At 44.0% G+C, this 16,240-nt stretch carries 12 protein-coding genes; 1 reads left to right on the forward strand and 11 read right to left on the reverse strand.

The window, feature by feature from the left end:
- Positions 1 to 87 precede the first annotated feature (87 nt).
- From DEHRE_RS10320 to gatC, 11 genes are all read right to left on the reverse strand, one after another.
- A complete protein-coding gene (locus tag DEHRE_RS10320) occupies positions 88 to 453 on the reverse strand; it encodes a PqqD family peptide modification chaperone (protein ID WP_025206016.1) in 366 nt (121 codons plus the stop codon).
- A gap of 575 nt (positions 454 to 1,028) precedes the next feature.
- The gene (locus tag DEHRE_RS10325; protein ID WP_019226668.1) at positions 1,029 to 2,318 is read right to left on the reverse strand and encodes an IS110 family RNA-guided transposase; all 1,290 of its coding nucleotides are present in this window, start codon (positions 2,316 to 2,318) and stop codon (positions 1,029 to 1,031) included.
- Positions 2,319 to 2,600: 282 nt separating this feature from the next.
- The gene (locus DEHRE_RS10330) at positions 2,601 to 3,614 is read right to left on the reverse strand and encodes a virulence RhuM family protein (RefSeq protein WP_019226667.1); all 1,014 of its coding nucleotides are present in this window, start codon (positions 3,612 to 3,614) and stop codon (positions 2,601 to 2,603) included.
- Between the two features lie 126 nt (positions 3,615 to 3,740).
- Positions 3,741 to 6,647: a TOTE conflict system archaeo-eukaryotic primase domain-containing protein gene (locus DEHRE_RS10335; protein ID WP_019226666.1), complete on the reverse strand. Its 2,907-nt coding sequence runs from the start codon at positions 6,645 to 6,647 to the stop codon at positions 3,741 to 3,743.
- Positions 6,648 to 6,742: 95 nt separating this feature from the next.
- Entirely contained in the window at positions 6,743 to 7,990 is a 1,248-nt protein-coding gene (locus DEHRE_RS10340; RefSeq protein WP_019226665.1) for a recombinase family protein, read from the reverse strand.
- Between the two features lie 124 nt (positions 7,991 to 8,114).
- Positions 8,115 to 9,464 (reverse strand): 23S rRNA (uracil(1939)-C(5))-methyltransferase RlmD, encoded by a 1,350-nt coding sequence (gene rlmD / locus DEHRE_RS10345; protein WP_019226664.1) that lies wholly within the window; start codon positions 9,462 to 9,464, stop codon positions 8,115 to 8,117.
- A 175-nt stretch (positions 9,465 to 9,639) separates the two neighbouring features.
- On the reverse strand, positions 9,640 to 10,326 hold the full coding sequence (locus DEHRE_RS10350; RefSeq protein ID WP_019226663.1) for a CPBP family intramembrane glutamic endopeptidase: 687 nt from the start codon (positions 10,324 to 10,326) through the stop codon (positions 9,640 to 9,642).
- Positions 10,327 to 10,408: 82 nt separating this feature from the next.
- The gene (nifV, locus tag DEHRE_RS10355; RefSeq protein ID WP_025206017.1) at positions 10,409 to 11,548 is read right to left on the reverse strand and encodes a homocitrate synthase; all 1,140 of its coding nucleotides are present in this window, start codon (positions 11,546 to 11,548) and stop codon (positions 10,409 to 10,411) included.
- A gap of 141 nt (positions 11,549 to 11,689) precedes the next feature.
- Entirely contained in the window at positions 11,690 to 13,141 is a 1,452-nt protein-coding gene (gene gatB, locus DEHRE_RS10360) for an Asp-tRNA(Asn)/Glu-tRNA(Gln) amidotransferase subunit GatB (protein ID WP_019226662.1), read from the reverse strand.
- Positions 13,142 to 14,605: an Asp-tRNA(Asn)/Glu-tRNA(Gln) amidotransferase subunit GatA gene (gene gatA, locus DEHRE_RS10365; protein WP_019226661.1), complete on the reverse strand. Its 1,464-nt coding sequence runs from the start codon at positions 14,603 to 14,605 to the stop codon at positions 13,142 to 13,144. It abuts the gene before it with no gap.
- Between the two features lie 150 nt (positions 14,606 to 14,755).
- A complete protein-coding gene (gene gatC / locus DEHRE_RS10370) occupies positions 14,756 to 15,040 on the reverse strand; it encodes an Asp-tRNA(Asn)/Glu-tRNA(Gln) amidotransferase subunit GatC (RefSeq protein WP_019226660.1) in 285 nt (94 codons plus the stop codon).
- A 417-nt stretch (positions 15,041 to 15,457) separates the two neighbouring features.
- Here gatC and DEHRE_RS10375 point away from each other — a divergent pair, with 417 nt between their 5' ends.
- The gene (locus tag DEHRE_RS10375; protein WP_019226659.1) at positions 15,458 to 16,183 is read left to right on the forward strand and encodes a hypothetical protein; all 726 of its coding nucleotides are present in this window, start codon (positions 15,458 to 15,460) and stop codon (positions 16,181 to 16,183) included.
- Positions 16,184 to 16,240: the final 57 nt, after the last annotated feature.

Genomic DNA, 16,240 nt, shown 5'->3' on the forward strand with positions numbered 1-16,240 from the left:
AAGGCAGCTGAAATCGGCGGCGATAGGGCCGCTAACTTGGGATTATCCCACTTTATTATTTATTGGGATGATAAAAAACGTTATTAATCAGTGGTTCCCTAGTATTTTGTACGAAAACTTTGTGTCTCTTTTTTCGCATTCCTGAATTGTTTCGCCAGATACAATAAATCCATCCTGTTCAAGCATAAAATAAAAGTCTCTGGCATCATTCTTAATTATTTCAATGTCAACATCTGTAAATTGCTTATTTATTTTTTTGGCGAGATCATCAAGGGTTTGAGGTTTTCTACCTAAAGCAGAAAAAAATACAGCCCCACTTTCCGATAGAATTTTATCTCCGATGTTGTTTTTGTTATCATCAGTTCGTTTATATCCGAAATTCCTATTGTCCGTTACATACCCGAAGGACTCATAGTTTCTGAATATAATATTAGATTTTTGTTTGAAAAACATTACAATTTCTCCTTAGTAATCAAGCGACGAGTTTTCATTTATAACATCGTCGCCTGATTAAACTGTCCATTATCGTCCACCTGGCTTTGGTGGATTACAAGGTCTTCCACTCGGTTTACTATTGGGTGTGCATTGTGCCATCTGTACAGTACTTTGTGCCAATATCACAGGCTTTGCGTAAACCATATTTTTCACCTCCTATCTCAATTTTTGAAATATATCAACAGATTGCTCCGCCAATCGCATTATCTCTTAAAATGCAATATTTTACATGACTTTCGCCGGTGTTATCCAAAACTCACCCTATCATAACTCGCTGGGTCTATGCCCTTACATTCCTTCGTTCTGTTTTATGGATAAAAACGGAGATAGCGTTTAAGCTTTGGTGCTGGGTCATGCCCTAATGGAGGTGATCTCCTTATCTCCGCTTTATCGGCGTGTTTCATGTTTCTTGCTTTGCTGCGCCATAGGCACTGCCTTATCGGATGTCAAGGGCGGCGCAGCCGTTTATTTACCCTTGACATCCAGTACGTAACCAAAACCCTTGTAATGGGTTGCTTAAGCCGCTTTTAGGCTTAAGCAGCTTGATTGCTGATTTGGTTCTTTCTGCATTCCCCAAGCACTAATTCTGCCTTGTATTCTGTTTGCTTTTTTACCAGATTGTATATTACTGTTATTATTTTTTCGGAAATAACAACAAGTGCTTGCTTTTTCTTAAGCGGATTGGTTTCGCGCGTTTTCAGGTAAAGGTACAGTTCTTTCATTTCTTTGTTTACTGCAACCATGGTCATGGCCATCCGGTATAAAATACTTCTCAAGTTTTTCCTTCCGCGCTTGGAGATTGCTGTTCCACTTTTACTCTTGCCGGAGCTGTCTTCAACAAGGTTGTATCCGGCCATTTTGCTTATCTGACGCGGATGGTCAAATCTCAGCGGATCGCCTATCTCGCCTAAAAAACTTGCTGCGGTGACCACTCCTATACCGGGGATGCCGAGAATGATTTCCCCGATTCCTGTCTCTGCCAGAGCCAGTTCCATTTTGCTTTCCACTTGTTCGAGCTGCTTTGTTAGTAATTCCAATTCCTCGATCATTAACTCTAATTTCAATTTTGACGACGCTGTTCCATAACTCACGCCTATGGAGTTTTGGGCTGTTTCTACAAGCTGCTGAGCTTTTTTCCTGCCTACTGTCTTTTTGACGGCTTTCTTTATCTCGGCAAGTACTCCCTCAACTCCCAATTCAAGTATCAGTGAAGGGAATGGGCAGGTCTTTAATATCTGCATGGACGCTTTCCCGTTTAATGCATTTTTGAATACGAGTTTCATTTCAGGAAAGTATTCATCCATTACTGCTGTGATGGTGTTTTTTAAAGCGTTATGCCGCTTCATGAGGCTGATCCTGGCGTTTGACAGCACTCTTAGTTCCGCGAATATATCTTGGGGCATATATACTTCGTAATACCTGCCGTCACGCACAAGTTTCGCTATGGTTAGAGCATCTTTCTTATCGCTCTTGGTCTGGCTGTTGTCATCCAGCTCTTTGGCTTTTTTGGTGTGGTAGGGATTAACCATGACTACTTTTACTTCTTGCATCAACAGATAGTTGTCCAGCGGTTTCCAGTAGTGCCCTGTGGGTTCCATTCCTACGATTACGTCGTCAAGTCTTTTGTTCTTGCAAATTGTTTCGATGCTTGCTAAGATAGTTTCGAAGCCGGTTTTATCGTTCTGGAATTTCAGGGCTTTCCCCAATTCTATGCCACGATAATCCACGAACCGGGCCCACTGCGTTTCTTTGGCGATGTCTACTCCCACTATTAGTGTTTTAGGTGTTATTGCTTCTAATTTAATATTGTTACGGTTCTTCATCTGCTTACATCCCCCTGATTTTCTGTGATTTTTGTGCGTTTGTCAGGCACACTTAAATCATAGCAGGGGGTTGTTTATTTCTCAAAGATCATTTTCATTCATTACAGGAATGCTTTTCGACAAGAATTAGCTTTTCATAGAGAAATTATACTACAAAAATGGAATTAAGAGGAAAAAATTCAGTTTCAAGACAAAGTAATGATCTGCACAATGCTATCAGGTCTACTTGTAGATTCATCAATTTGCATCACCATTACCTCGTATGGTTAATATTCGGGAATATTATTGTTTCGTATTTCCCTTTAAATACTTCTCCATAGTTTTATCAAATTCTGAAATATATCTTTCATCTTGCCTTACACGAAATTTTTCATATTCTTTTTTTGCCTTATCCATGGCATCCTCATGGCTTATCTTTCCCGAATCCTTTAAAACCTCGCGACGATTAAACTTTAAAAACTCGTCAGTGATATGTAGCCAGTCTTTCATTGTCATAATATTTTGATTTAACGCCTGAAACTCAGCATAATCAATGTACATTGTCACAATTCTATTCAGTCTATCCAACTCATTTTGGTTAAGATAATTCTTTGCTACCTTCACATCACTCTTTAAAATTTTGCCGTGAGGTGACGCTTTCCATGTAGTCAATCCCATGGTTGGATGTTCACTGTCCGCCCGTCCATGGATAATTTCGGCGGCAGTTTTTCCTGTTATGGCAAAGTGCATTTTATTTTGCACAAAGGCATAAAATATTTTCGTTTCCTCGGAATTGGAGTTGTAATCGCTACTGCACTGTTCAAAAACATCAGCAATCTTCTGATAAGCTCTGCGTTCAGAAGCTCTGATTTCCCTGATGCGTTCTAAAAGTTCATCAAAATAATCCTTACCGAATGGCCTGCCGTTTTTGAGCATATCATCATTTAATACAAATCCTTTGACGATATATTCTTTCAAAGTCTGAGTAGCCCAAATTCTGAATTGCGTAGCTTTTTTGGAGTTGACCCGATAGCCAACAGCGATAATAGCATCGAGATTATAATAGTTGGTATTATATGTTTTTCCGTCTTCGGCAGTATGTGCAAATTTTGCACATACTGCTTCTTCTTTCAATTCATTTTCGGTAAATATATTCTTCAAATGTTTGGTGATTACCGTTCTATCCACGTCAAAAAGCTCACCCAGGGCTTTTTGGGTCAGCCAAAAACTTTCCTCTGCATAATAGACATTGACTCTTATCTTTCCTTCGTCAGTCTGGTAAAGAATGATCTTACTTTGTTTTGATATGTCGCCCACGTGACATATCCCTCCTTTTTATACCAACCATAACTTTTCATAGACAATTATACCAAACATATGTTCTGTATGCAATGTAAAAATGCAGGCATATTTTTTCCATTTTGTAATCACACCCGTTAATATCTATAGCATTTCTTCAATCGTACCCACCAGTTCATTCGCTATATTAACGCTGTCCAGCCTCATTATGCTTTCCTCCGAACTGCCGAAGCTCAAAAGGTTAATACTTCCGTACCATACAATCTTCTGATCGATTACCGCAAACTTCTGATGTATATTTGATTTAAAAATAAGGTTTGCTCCTGTTAATCGTACGGCATTAATCATATCTGAAAATGCCAACCTGTCCTTTTCCTTATAATCGCCCTCCGGTCTGGTGATTATGGTCAGCTTGGCCCCATTGTTAATTCCGGAAGACAGGATATTCAACATCTGATTCAGACGTTTTTTTGTCATATAAGGGCTGACAATAACAATGTCTGATTTTGCAGAAGAAATATCATTACTGAATACCGTCATAAAACTATGGTTATCAAAAATAGCATTCGTAGCTTCAAACGGCTTACTGTCGCTTTTGGCCGAATATCCTATGGAAGAGTATCCTTTAAGTCTCTTATGGTACATCCTTTCAAGCACACCGACATGAACGTCCACATAATCATAAACTTGGACTTCACTCTTGTTTTGATATAAGCGGTGAAGCCGTCCGGCATACTGCTGCACTGTTCCTTTCCAAGCAACCGGCATTGCCAGAAAAAGTGTATCCAACCTTGGTTCATCAAAGCCTTCGCCGACAAACCGACCGGTGGCCACAATAACAATACTCTCATCCGTCGGAATGCTTGAAAGCTTTTCATGCTTGATTCTTCTTTCTTTAGCAGTCATTCCTCCGGTTAATTCAATAACGTTTGGCATTACTCTTGACAATTCCCTGGCGATTGCCTCGACATGAGCCGTTCTTTCTGTCAAGACAATAGGATTTCGCCCTTCTTTCACACATTGAGTGACATCATCAACAATTAACTGATTCCGTATTTGGCTGGTACTGATTTGAGAATAGATTTCGCCAATAGACCACTCTTTCTCGTCCTGGCTTACCGGTTTTCTGAATGGCGTAAAACGCGGAATAATATAATGCTCAAATGGTCTTTTTTCAGCTTGTTCTTTAGCATCAACCTTATGCCGCACCGGGCCGCAATGCATAAATATGATGGGATGATGACCGTCCTGCCTCACCGGGGTTGCTGTCAATCCATAGACATACTTAGCCGGAACGTTTTTAAGAATCTGCTCAAAGCTGAATGCCGGTACATGGTGGCACTCATCAATAATAACCATGCCATAATCCTGGACAACATCTTTTACGTCGTCGCTTTTCACCAATGACTGCATAATCGCAATATCAATAATCCCACTTAAATTTTTCTTGCCGCCGCCAAGCTGTCCAATAATACTACGGCTCTTTTTCCTGCCTCGTCTTTTAATGGGATCGATAGGCAGCTCTTCATTAATCGTCAAAAATTGGTTCAATCGCTCTTGCCACTGCTCCAATAACTGCTGTGTATGAACAAGTACAAGCGTGTTGACTTTTCTTTCAGCTATTAGTTTTGCCCCTATTACTGTCTTCCCAAATGCGGTGGTTGCGGCTAAAACCCCATTATCGTGCTGCAGCATTGAGTAAACGGCATCCCCCTGTTCATCACGAAGATGTCCCTTGAATTGAACCTTGATAAATTTACCGGAAACGGTTTCGTCCGTCCACTTAATTTCAGAATTCATCGGTTCAAACAGATTTATTAAATCAATCGCACATCCTCTTGGAAGGCAAAGATAATCCGGCGTTTCATCAGACAAAGAAATTATTCTGGGCTTATTAAATGTCGGCAATCTCATAGCCTGCGCCTTATAAAAGTCAGGGTTACGGAAGGCCGCCAGGCGTTTCATCATATTTAGGGCTTTATTAGAGAATCCATCTTTGCGAACATATAGCATGTCGGCTTTTGTAATGTTAATAGTATCCGGAATATCGTTTTTACATAACCGTTTGTCTATCCGCGTCTTTTCCCATGGCTTCGTTTCTTCGTCTTCAATTTGCCTTAAATCTCCCAATTCATTACCGGTGCCAAGCTGGGAAATGTACCCGTTTATTTCCTCTTCGCTTAACTTCCGAACAGAGCTTAAGAAATGCCACTGATCACTATAGGGTTGAAACTTCTCATCAATAAATACGCTGTTATCACTTTTTCGTGCGTTGACTTGCAGAGGCAATACGATCAGATTCCCAAATCCGCCTTTGGGGAGTGTGTCCTGATTGGGAAACAACCGGTCATATGAACTAAATTTAATCTCATGCCTTTTTGACATGGCATGGGTTAGAAGCAGTGTGCCAAATTTTCTGGCCGTTGCCGCACTGATTTGATCCTTGAAAAAGAACCACGCATGGCCACCGTTCCCGGATTGCGACCGTTCAACGACAAAGGGAATACTTTTTTCGGTACAAGTATTTCTTAATGCATTTATATCTTTCTGCCAACCATCGTCATCAAAATCCATCGCAAGGAAGCTGCAGGTCTCATCCGGCCGCATAGGATAAACACCGTATACTGCCTTACCTCTTAAATGATTATCAATTGCAGAGGAATCAAGAATCGCATATTTTTTATTCTCACAGTCGGAACACTTGATTTTCGGCTTGCCGCAAATCCCTTTAGCCCATTCATTCAGACAAACTGGAGAATATCCCGATTTACCTTCTTTATTCTGCCATCTTTTAGCATATACATCATCCCTGCCTCTGAACAACGACATGAATAGATTAATCTTTTCCTGTGGAGAACTATTATTGGTTACTCGTTCAGAGCTATTAAATTGGTCTGAAAGGTCTTTTTCCTCTTCCATTGCATGAACTTCATTGTCGAATAAGGGCAATACCAACCCAAGCTGAATCTTGAAATCTTCATTTTCAACCTTCAGCCTTTTATTTTCTTCCAACAGCTTTTGGTATTTTCTATAAAGTTCTTCATAATCCATTGTTTTACGGTATCCTATCGTTAGTATCCTTATATAAATTGGTAAAATATACAAATATTATTTTATTAGTTTGGATGTAACAATGCAAGGATATATCAAAAACAGATTTTAGTCTGCTCCCCATTTTTATAGCTAATCATAGTATACAAATTATAAATCTGAATTCTAGCAACTTTATTCCTGATTATACCTTCATCATAACCCCCATTCTCACAAACAGCTTCTGCCAGAACATCCTGTATCCATCCTTCATCCATGGTGGGGGAATGAGGGCAAGCATCTTTGCCTTTTTCAATCCTTGTCGCACAGCGCCAGACTACCTTGCCCCGCTCAGTTCTCCGACGATAAGATGCTCCGCAATCTCCGCACACGAGCAAATTTCCCAGAAAGTATTTGCCATTATATTTACTTCCGCTGATTTCTACTGTGCCATCCTCGCTGGTAACAAGCCGCGCACGTTTCGCCATTTCTTCCTGAACCTTGTCATAAATTTCGGCAGAAACTATGGCGGCATGGCTATCCTTTACATAATACTTGTTCCGCTGTCCGATATTTTTGCTTTTCTTTCCGGTCATAAAATCCTCAGTAAAGGTCTTTTGAAACATTGTATCGCCCTTATATTTCTCGTTGGTTAACATCCTCTGGATCGTTTTTGTATCCCAAATTTCCTTGCCCGTTACAGTCTTAATTCCTTGGGCCTCCAGATAATCCTTAATTTGTCCTAACGTCAGGCCTTGTAAATATAAGTCAAATATCTTTCTTACCACCTCTGCCTGTTCCGGCACAATGACTATCTCACCGTCAACGCAAGTGTAGCCCATGAAATTCTTATACTTCGTCAATATCTCGCCCTTTTCAAACTTGCGCTGAATTCCCCATTTGATGTTCTCGCTGATATTTCGGCTTTCGTCCTGTGCCAGCATACCCCTAAGCGTAATTTCGAATTCTTTATCCGCTTCAATTGAATCCAGCTTCTCATTTTCAAAATGCATATTGATCCCTCGCTCTCTTAAAAATCTTGTAATCTTCAATATCTCCAGCGTATCTCTTGATACCCTGCTGATTGACTTTGTGATGATGTAATCAATTTTGCCTTTAGCCGCTTTTTTGAGCAGCTTGTCCAGACTTTTTCTGCCGCTTCGGCGAAGCCCGCTTTCAATATCATAATAAACACCGACAAAAATCCAGTTGGGATGGCTTTTTATCATCTTCGTGTATGCACTTATTTGAATCTCGAGACTGCGCAGTTGCTCCGACCCGGAGGTACTGACCCTGCAGTAAGCGGCAACCTTGAGCTTTTTATTCTCTTTGGGTTTAGCAGGTATAATCCTTACATTTTTCATTGTCCTTCACATCTATATAAAATGAGACACCCATTAATATTCTACCAAAAAGAAAAGACGCAGCGAGGAAATTCACTCACGTCAAAGCATATCTCTTACGACAATCCCGCTAAGCCTTGCAGCGTCAGCGTTCCACACGTTGCAACAGGATTACGGCTTCCGTATGTTGTGTCCACGGGAACATATCCACTGGTTGTACACGCTTGATTCGATAAGTATTCCGGCAAAGCACCTTTAAATCCCTGGCCAGGGTGGCAGGATTGCAGGACACATAGATGATTCTTTCCGGCCCGATATCAAGCAGGCCTTCAAGAACTTCCGGCTCCATTCCGGCCCGGGGCGGGTCGCATACTATGAGGTCCGGGGTTTCGGAAAGTGCGGCCAGTTTCTCCTCGACTTTTCCTTCCACAAAACGGACATTGATGATGTTATTGTCCTCGGCATTTTCTTGTGCGTCGGCGATCGCATACGGATTTTCCTCGATGCCCAATACCCTTTTGGCTCTCTGGGCCAGCATCAGGGTCATCGTACCGATACCGCAGTAGAGGTCCCAAACCTCATCTTCTCCCGTGAGTCCGGCCCAATCCAGTACCAGTCCATACAGCACCGCCGTTTGTGCCGGATTGACCTGAAGGAAAGAACGTGGGGAGACTTTGAAGCGCAGATCGTTTAAATGTTCATTTAGATACTGGGCCCCGCTCCCCTCAAACACGTTATTCCCCCGGGGAATCGTAATCGAACAGCTTTGAGGAGAAAACTCAGCTTGTTCTTTCAATTTACTGATCAATTGATCCAGTTCTTTCGTGTTTTCCGTATTGCCGTCAAAGACCAGCAATCCCTTGCCGCGGTTGCTTTCCCGGAACGTAGCCGTCTTGATTCCCTCGCAGCATTCTCCGATCACCTGCTGCATTTTTTTTATTCTGTGATTGGTTTCCTGCCTCAGCAGCAGACAATCGTCAAAAACTGTTACATCCTTAGACTTTTCACGATAATAGCCAAACCGGCCTTTCAGGTCACGGTGCAAAACTGCTTTGTTACGGTAGCGCCAGGGATCGTCCATGCCTAGAACTGGTTCGACCCGAATATCGGTGAATCCGCCGATTCTCCGCAGGGCATCTTCAACCCACCTTTGCTTCCAAGCGAGCGTAGTCTGATACTCAACATGCTGAAGATTACAGCCGCCGCAGACCGGATAAACTGTACAGGGCGGCTCTACTCTTTCTTCAGACATTTGTTCAATTTCAACAATCTGTGCTCTCCGGTAAGATTTCTTCTGTTCCGTCAGCTGTATTTTGCCTTTTTCTCCCGGAAGCATCCTCGGGACGAAGGTGGTGATTCCGTCGGTATAGCCGACACCGGATCCATCGGAAGCCAAACGGACGATTTCTATATCCAGGTTTTTCGCGCCGATGCGCTCTTCTCTGGCGACGGTATGATCATAAGTACCTTCATGTCGATCATTTTTATTAACCATGGGTCCTTCTTCCCTCTGTTCGCAGTCTCGTCTGAACATGCTCTTATTTCAAACTCTGACTGATTTTAGCCTCATTCAGATTGTCTTGCCGCTATCTTGTCTTTATCCCGCTTGCAGAAATATGTTCTATCCGTGTCCTGTAGCACCGGGTCTTTGCTCTGAAGTAGGATACGCTCTATCCTCGCTGCCACCACATCAGGATGACCATTAATATATTCCAGACCCCGTGCGCAATGACTGAAGTCCAGAGGTTCTTGCTTCTTTCGTATAGAAAAGTCAGCACCAGGCCCCCGATCACCAGTGGCACGAACCTTATTAGATCGAAATGCATCAGTCCGAAAAACAGTCCTGCAAAAAGAATGCCCTTCGCTTTGCCGTACCCCTGGCGCAGCGGAGGATAGATCAGTCCCCTGAAAATCATTTCCTCTTTAAGCGGTACGATAAAACCGCCTAGCAGAACCAGCGGCATCAGCTGCCAGATAGAATCAACGCCCTCAACGACCAGCGCAAAACTCTGAGGTTCAGGCTGCCCGAAATATTCCACGAGGACATTTCCCAGAAGACCGACAGCAAAGAACAGCACAATACCGCCGCCCAGTCCGGCCAGAAGGCATTTCCAGTTAAAATTGGTCAGCCCCAAATCAGCGAACGATCCGTGCAAGATCTTGAAGAATAAAAAAAGGGCAACAAAAAAGAGTAGACCCTCGCCAAAACCGATGACAAGATAACTGATATACCCTTTCAGATAGCCAAGGTTCTCAAGAGGCTTTAGCCAGCCTAAAACAAATTCCAGAACATAGACAATAAGAATCAGGTAAAGAGCCTGCCAGAAGTTCCATCTGGGGTTTTCCAAAGCGTTCATTTATACCTATCTCCAGTTATTGTTATTTTTAACCATGGGTGTTCAGTCTCGGCATATTTCCATCTGAAAGTAATTCTGCCTCTTATTCATCTCCATAAAGGTCTTTGTAAATATAAATCAGTTCCTTATCGAAAAGTGAGCGTTTCATATCGACTGCAAGGGATCTTACATGCTTCAGGACCTTATCGGCTTGCTCAGAGGTAAGCTCTCTGCCATATTCCCTGAATTTCGCTTTAATCGAGGCTGTACCTGAATGCTTGCCGATCACAATCTGCCTTTCCAGCCCGACTTCTTCAGGACGGAATACCTCATAGGTTTTCGGATTCTTCAATGCGCCGTCGGCATGAATACCGGATTCATGCGCAAACATATTGCTGCCTACAATGGCTTTCCAGGGCGGGAGAACACGTCCTGAAGCCCTGGAGACGTATTCGGATAATTCCACAAATCGCTCCGTAACAAAGCCAAGGTCTGTTTCTTCCAGGTATTTCAGAGCCATGATGACTTCTTCCAGCGCTGCATTGCCGGCTCTTTCTCCAAGACCGTTCACGGTTACGCCGATAAATCTGGCTCCGGCCTTCACTCCGGCTAAAGCGTTGGCCGTCGCCATCCCAAAATCATTATGCGTATGCATTTCTATATCAATATTGGCGCGTTCTCTTAAGGTTTTGATTCTGTCAAAGATCAGAAAAGGATCGAGGATGCCAATCGTATCACAGTAGCGGAGGCGGTTTGCACCGGCCTTTTTGGCCTCCGTCGCAAATTCCACGAGATAGTTCATATCTGATCTCGAAGCGTCCTCAGCATTGACGGAGATATAATCGACATGCTTTTTCGCAAACTCCGTTGCTTTGATCATCATATCAAGAACTGCCCCGGGCGTGGTCTTTAATTTATGTTTGATGTGAATGTCCGAGGTCGATACGGAAATGGCCACGGCATCACAGCCGCAGGACAGTGATGCTTCAATATCCTTGATCACAGCGCGGTTCCAGCCTATGATGCTGGCTTTCAGTCCGAGGCCGCAGATACCTTTGATGGCATCAAGTTCTTTGCCGCCCATAATCGGTATTCCCGCTTCTATCTGGTTAACCCCGATCTCGTCAAGCATCCGGGCAATCCTTAATTTCTCTTGATTGGAAAAGACAACCCCGGCGGTCTGTTCCCCGTCGCGCAGGGTTGTATCCACAATCACCAATCCGGTATCCGGTACTTTTCCCATTTTATCCACCTCTAAACATGTTCATTTCTTGTATTCATTAAGTATGTCTTATTATTCTGGCACTATATCTTGATCTATTATGCTTTTTTGTGCTTTTTATTGTACTTTCAGTATGCTTTATTATGAGCTTAATATTGCGTTTTACTGTGCCAGTTTTTCTTTCAGCAGTTTGTTGACCAGACCGGGATTAGCCTGCCCTCTGGTCGCTTTCATAACCTGACCGACTAAAAATCCAAGTGCGCTCTCTTTGCCGGCTTGGTAATCAGTGACGGATTTTTCGTTAGCAGCAAGAATGCCGTCCACAATTATTCCAAGTTCACTTTCATCGCTGATCTGGACAAGTCCTTTCTCTTTTATGATCGTTTCCGGATCTTTACCTGTGTTATAGATTTCTTCGAGCACATTCTTGCCGATCTTGCCGCTGATATCACCTTTCTTGATCAGCGTCAGCATCCCTGCCAGCTGTTCCGGAGAGACGGGCGAATCTTCGAAGGAGCGTCCGTTGGTTTTCAGCAGGCCGCTTAAATCTCCCATGACCCAGTTGGCAAGAAGTTTCGCGTCATTGATCCTGGCGAGTGCCTGGTCAAAGAATGCTGCCATCGCTCTGGATGCGGTAATGACCCCTGCGTCGTATTCCGACAGGCCGTGGGACTGCAGTCTTGCTTTTTTGGCGGCAGGCAGCTCCGGCAAGGAAGCTCTGATTCTCTCGACCCAGTCTCGGTCGATCACGAGCGGCATCAGATCCGGCTCCGGAAAATAGCGGTAGTCGTGGGCCTCTTCCTTGGATCGGAGAGACAGCGTCATCCCTCTACCTTCGTCCCAGGTCCTCGTTTCCTGAATGATTTCTTGGCCGTCGTCGAGTGCTTCAGCCTGACGCTCGGTTTCGTATTCCAGACAGCGGCGGACTGAGCTGAAGGAGTTCAAATTCTTGGTTTCGGTCCGCGTGCCGAATTGTTCGGTTCCTTTGAGGCGAAGCGAGACATTGATATCAAAACGGACGGAACCCTGTTCGAGTTTGCAGTCGGAAATTCCGGCATAATCCATGATCTGGACCAGTTGTTCCAGGTAAGCCAGAACTTCATCTATAGAGCGCATATCCGGTTCCGAGACAATTTCCAGAAGCGGTACACCCGTCCGGTTATAATCAACCCCGGAACTGCTGGACGTCATAATAGTCTCCCCGCTGTGCACCAGTTTCCCGGCATCTTCTTCCATATGCGCTCTCGTGATGCCGATACGTTTATTCGTTCCGTTCACCGTAACATCGAGCCAGCCATTTTTGCAGATCGGCAGGTCATACTGAGACGTCTGGTAATTCTTCGTTAGGTCCGGATAGAAATAGTTCTTACGGTCAAATTTGGAGAATTGGGCGATCTCGCAGTTCAAAGCAAGACCCGCCTTGATCGCGAGATTGACGACTTCTTTATTCAGTACCGGCAGGACGCCCGGCAGCCCTAGACACACAGGACAAACGTGTGTGTTCTGCTCTCCGCCAAACTCCGTTGTACAGCCGCAGAAGATCTTCGTTTTCGTTGCCATCTCGACGTGGGTTTCTACGCCGCAAACCATTTCATATTTATCGTTAAAAGACATCTAGCGCACCTCCTTGAGCAGCGCAGGCACCTGATGATAATACTCGGTATTTTGTTCAAACGCATAAGCGGCTTTGTACAGCATGCCTTCTTCAAAGTGCTTGCTGATCAGCTGCATCCCGACCGGCATGCCATCGACAAATCCCGCCGGCACTGAGATGGCCGGCAGACCAGCCAGATTAACCGGGATCGTATAGACATCTCCCATATACATCGCCAAAGGATCTGATTTTTCGCCGATCTTATACGCGGTGGTCGGCGCTGTCGGCGACAGCAGCACATCATATTTGGCAAAAGCACGGTCAAAATCCTGCTTGATTAACGTCCGCACTTTCTGGGCCTTCAGGTAATAAGCATCATAATAGCCCGAGCTCAAAGCATACGTTCCGAGCATGATCCGGCGCTTGACTTCCTGACCAAAGCCCTTTTCCCTGGTCTTTTTAAACATCTCAATCATATCGTCGGCTTCCGCGCGGTAACCATAGCGCACTCCGTCGTAGCGGGCCAGGTTGGAACTGCATTCAGCCGGAGCAATGATATAGTAAGCCGGCATTGCAAACTCCGTATGCGGTAGTGAACAGCGCTCGATCTCCGCCCCCAGGCTTTCAAAAGTCCGGATCGCCTTTTGTATAACTTCAGCAACATCCGAGTTCAGACCGGAAGCAAAATATTCATCGGGAATCCCAATTTTTAGGCCTTTTACATCATTTTCTAAAAATCGGGTATAATCTGGCTTAACAAACGGTACTGAAGTCGAATCTTTCGGATCATGACCGGCAATCGCATTAAGAACTAGGGCATTATCCCTGACGTTCGTCGTAAGCGGTCCGATCTGGTCAAGCGAAGAAGCAAAGGCCACAAGTCCGTAACGTGACACAGCGCCGTAGGTAGGTTTTAGACCAACGACTCCGCAGAAGGCTGCCGGCTGGCGAATGGAACCACCGGTATCCGAACCGAGCGCAAACGGTACTTCCCTTGCTGCAACGCAGGCCGCCGACCCCCCGGAAGAACCGCCCGGAACGCTCTCCAGATCCCACGGATTCGCTGTCGGATGGTAACCGGAATTTTCGGTAGACGATCCCATCGCAAATTCATCCATATTTAGTTTGCCGAGCAGTACGGCTCCAGAAGCTTTCAACCGTTCGGTCACCGTGGCGTCATAAGGCGGATTAAAATTCTCTAGAATCCGCGAACCACAGGTCGTTGGGATTCCTTCTGTACACATATTATCTTTCATGGCCATTGGCAGCCCTTCGAGCGATCCGAGGCTTTCGCCGCCGGCAATCTTCTTATCGACTTTTGCTGCCTTCATCAGCGCCGAATCTGCGGTAACCGTCAGAAACGCTTTAACCCTGGAATCCGCACTGTCAATATAATCAAGATACGATCTGGTTAATTCCACGCAGCTAATTTCTTTGTTTACGAGCATATGATGTAATTCTTCTAATGACTTGAATATTGGCATGAACCTGGTACTCCTTTCCGAATCCGAGACACTCAGAGAGACGTTCAATTATCGTTTGTCAGAAGGCAACCTGCTTGTTGATCAGTTATTGATCGCGTATGTAAATTCTGTTAAAACAAAGCTTTTAATTGGATCAGTCTCTGTTTTATACTAGACGATTCTGGGAACCCGGAAGAACCCGTCCTCTTCGTCAGGTGCATTCATTAAGATTTTATCCTGGCTCATCGAAGGTTTTACTTCATCTTCCCGCAAAACATTAAAAAGCTGCACCGCATGCGCGGTCGGAGAAACCTGATCCGTGTTGAGCTTTTGGAGCATTTCAGCATATCCGAGGATCGAATTCAGCTGCTCCGTATATAATTCCACTTCCTCTTCTGAAAGCTGCAGCCTGGCCAGAAGAGCAACGTGTTCCACTTCTTCTCTGGATAGTTTCATAACTCAATAACGCCGCCTTTCTCAAATGGACATATAAATAAATATAACAAAAATGAGCCTGTGGGGCAAGGAAAAGCAAAAAAAGCCAGCAAATCCAAGTTATCTATAAGAATTTATGACTAATCGGTATAAACCACAATGAGTAAAAATCATAAAAAAAACAACAAACTGATAACGAGAAGATAGCGAGTAGATTAAATAAGATGATCAGAAAAAAGACAAAGAAAAAGTTTTGGCCGCCTGAAAAAAATTAAAAGGTGATCAGATACTTGACGTAGAACTATGTAATTCATTACATTGGCCAAAACGCCGAAACACTCTCATCTTTCTTTAAGTAAAAGTATCGATAATGATACTTAAGGAGAAAATAATCACTATTTTTAAATATACAACTGAATCAGAAAGGAAGTAATGCCAATGGAGCAGAACGTCAGACCCTTTGAAAAGTTTTTTCCGGGAAGCCACCTTATTCTCGGAGAAGCGGGTTCCGGAAAGACCCGCCTCATTTGGTCCATACTCCAGGGAAAAGACTTTGTTGAGGATCATTCCATCAACATCGTCCTGACAGATTCAGAAAAACGTATTTGGTACAATCCTCCCAATAATCCTGTCCGTACGATCAATCCTTATGAAACCGATATTTCTTGGGTCACTGAACCTACGAAGCCAGGTATATACTACTGTGCCTGCGACTACGCACCCCGAATCATCACTTTTCTGGAATGCCTTGCTACCTGGTCAATCCACGAAAAAAACATAACAAACCGAGTCCGGATTTTCATCGATCTTCCGTCCAAGTACTGGAATATTCCTGAGTTTGCAGAGCAGCTTGGCCGACTCGATTATATTACAGCCAACCGCAAGGAAGAAGACGGCTCACTCATTGAAATATGGGCTGCCATCGGATCTCTAAACAAAACATCCTCGGAAATCAAATCCCTGTTCCAGCACGTAAATCTGATTATGCTTAATCCCCTGCCCCACGGCTGGTCCAATAAGCTCCTGAACCTTTTAGATATCAAGTGCGATAATCTGTCGGAGCTTGTAGCCAGAATCAATAGTGACATCAAAGATGGCTTTTACTACATCCCAATTACGGAAGAGTACCTCGCTTTAGATCCTAAACCAATAGTGAAGCCGTAATAATTGCCAGCTTGACAGCTGCTGACTATGTGTTAGCAGCTATTTTGTTTTCTATGT

This window comes from Dehalobacter restrictus DSM 9455 (genome assembly GCF_000512895.1).
Taxonomy (GTDB): Bacteria; Bacillota; Desulfitobacteriia; order Desulfitobacteriales; family Syntrophobotulaceae; genus Dehalobacter; species Dehalobacter restrictus.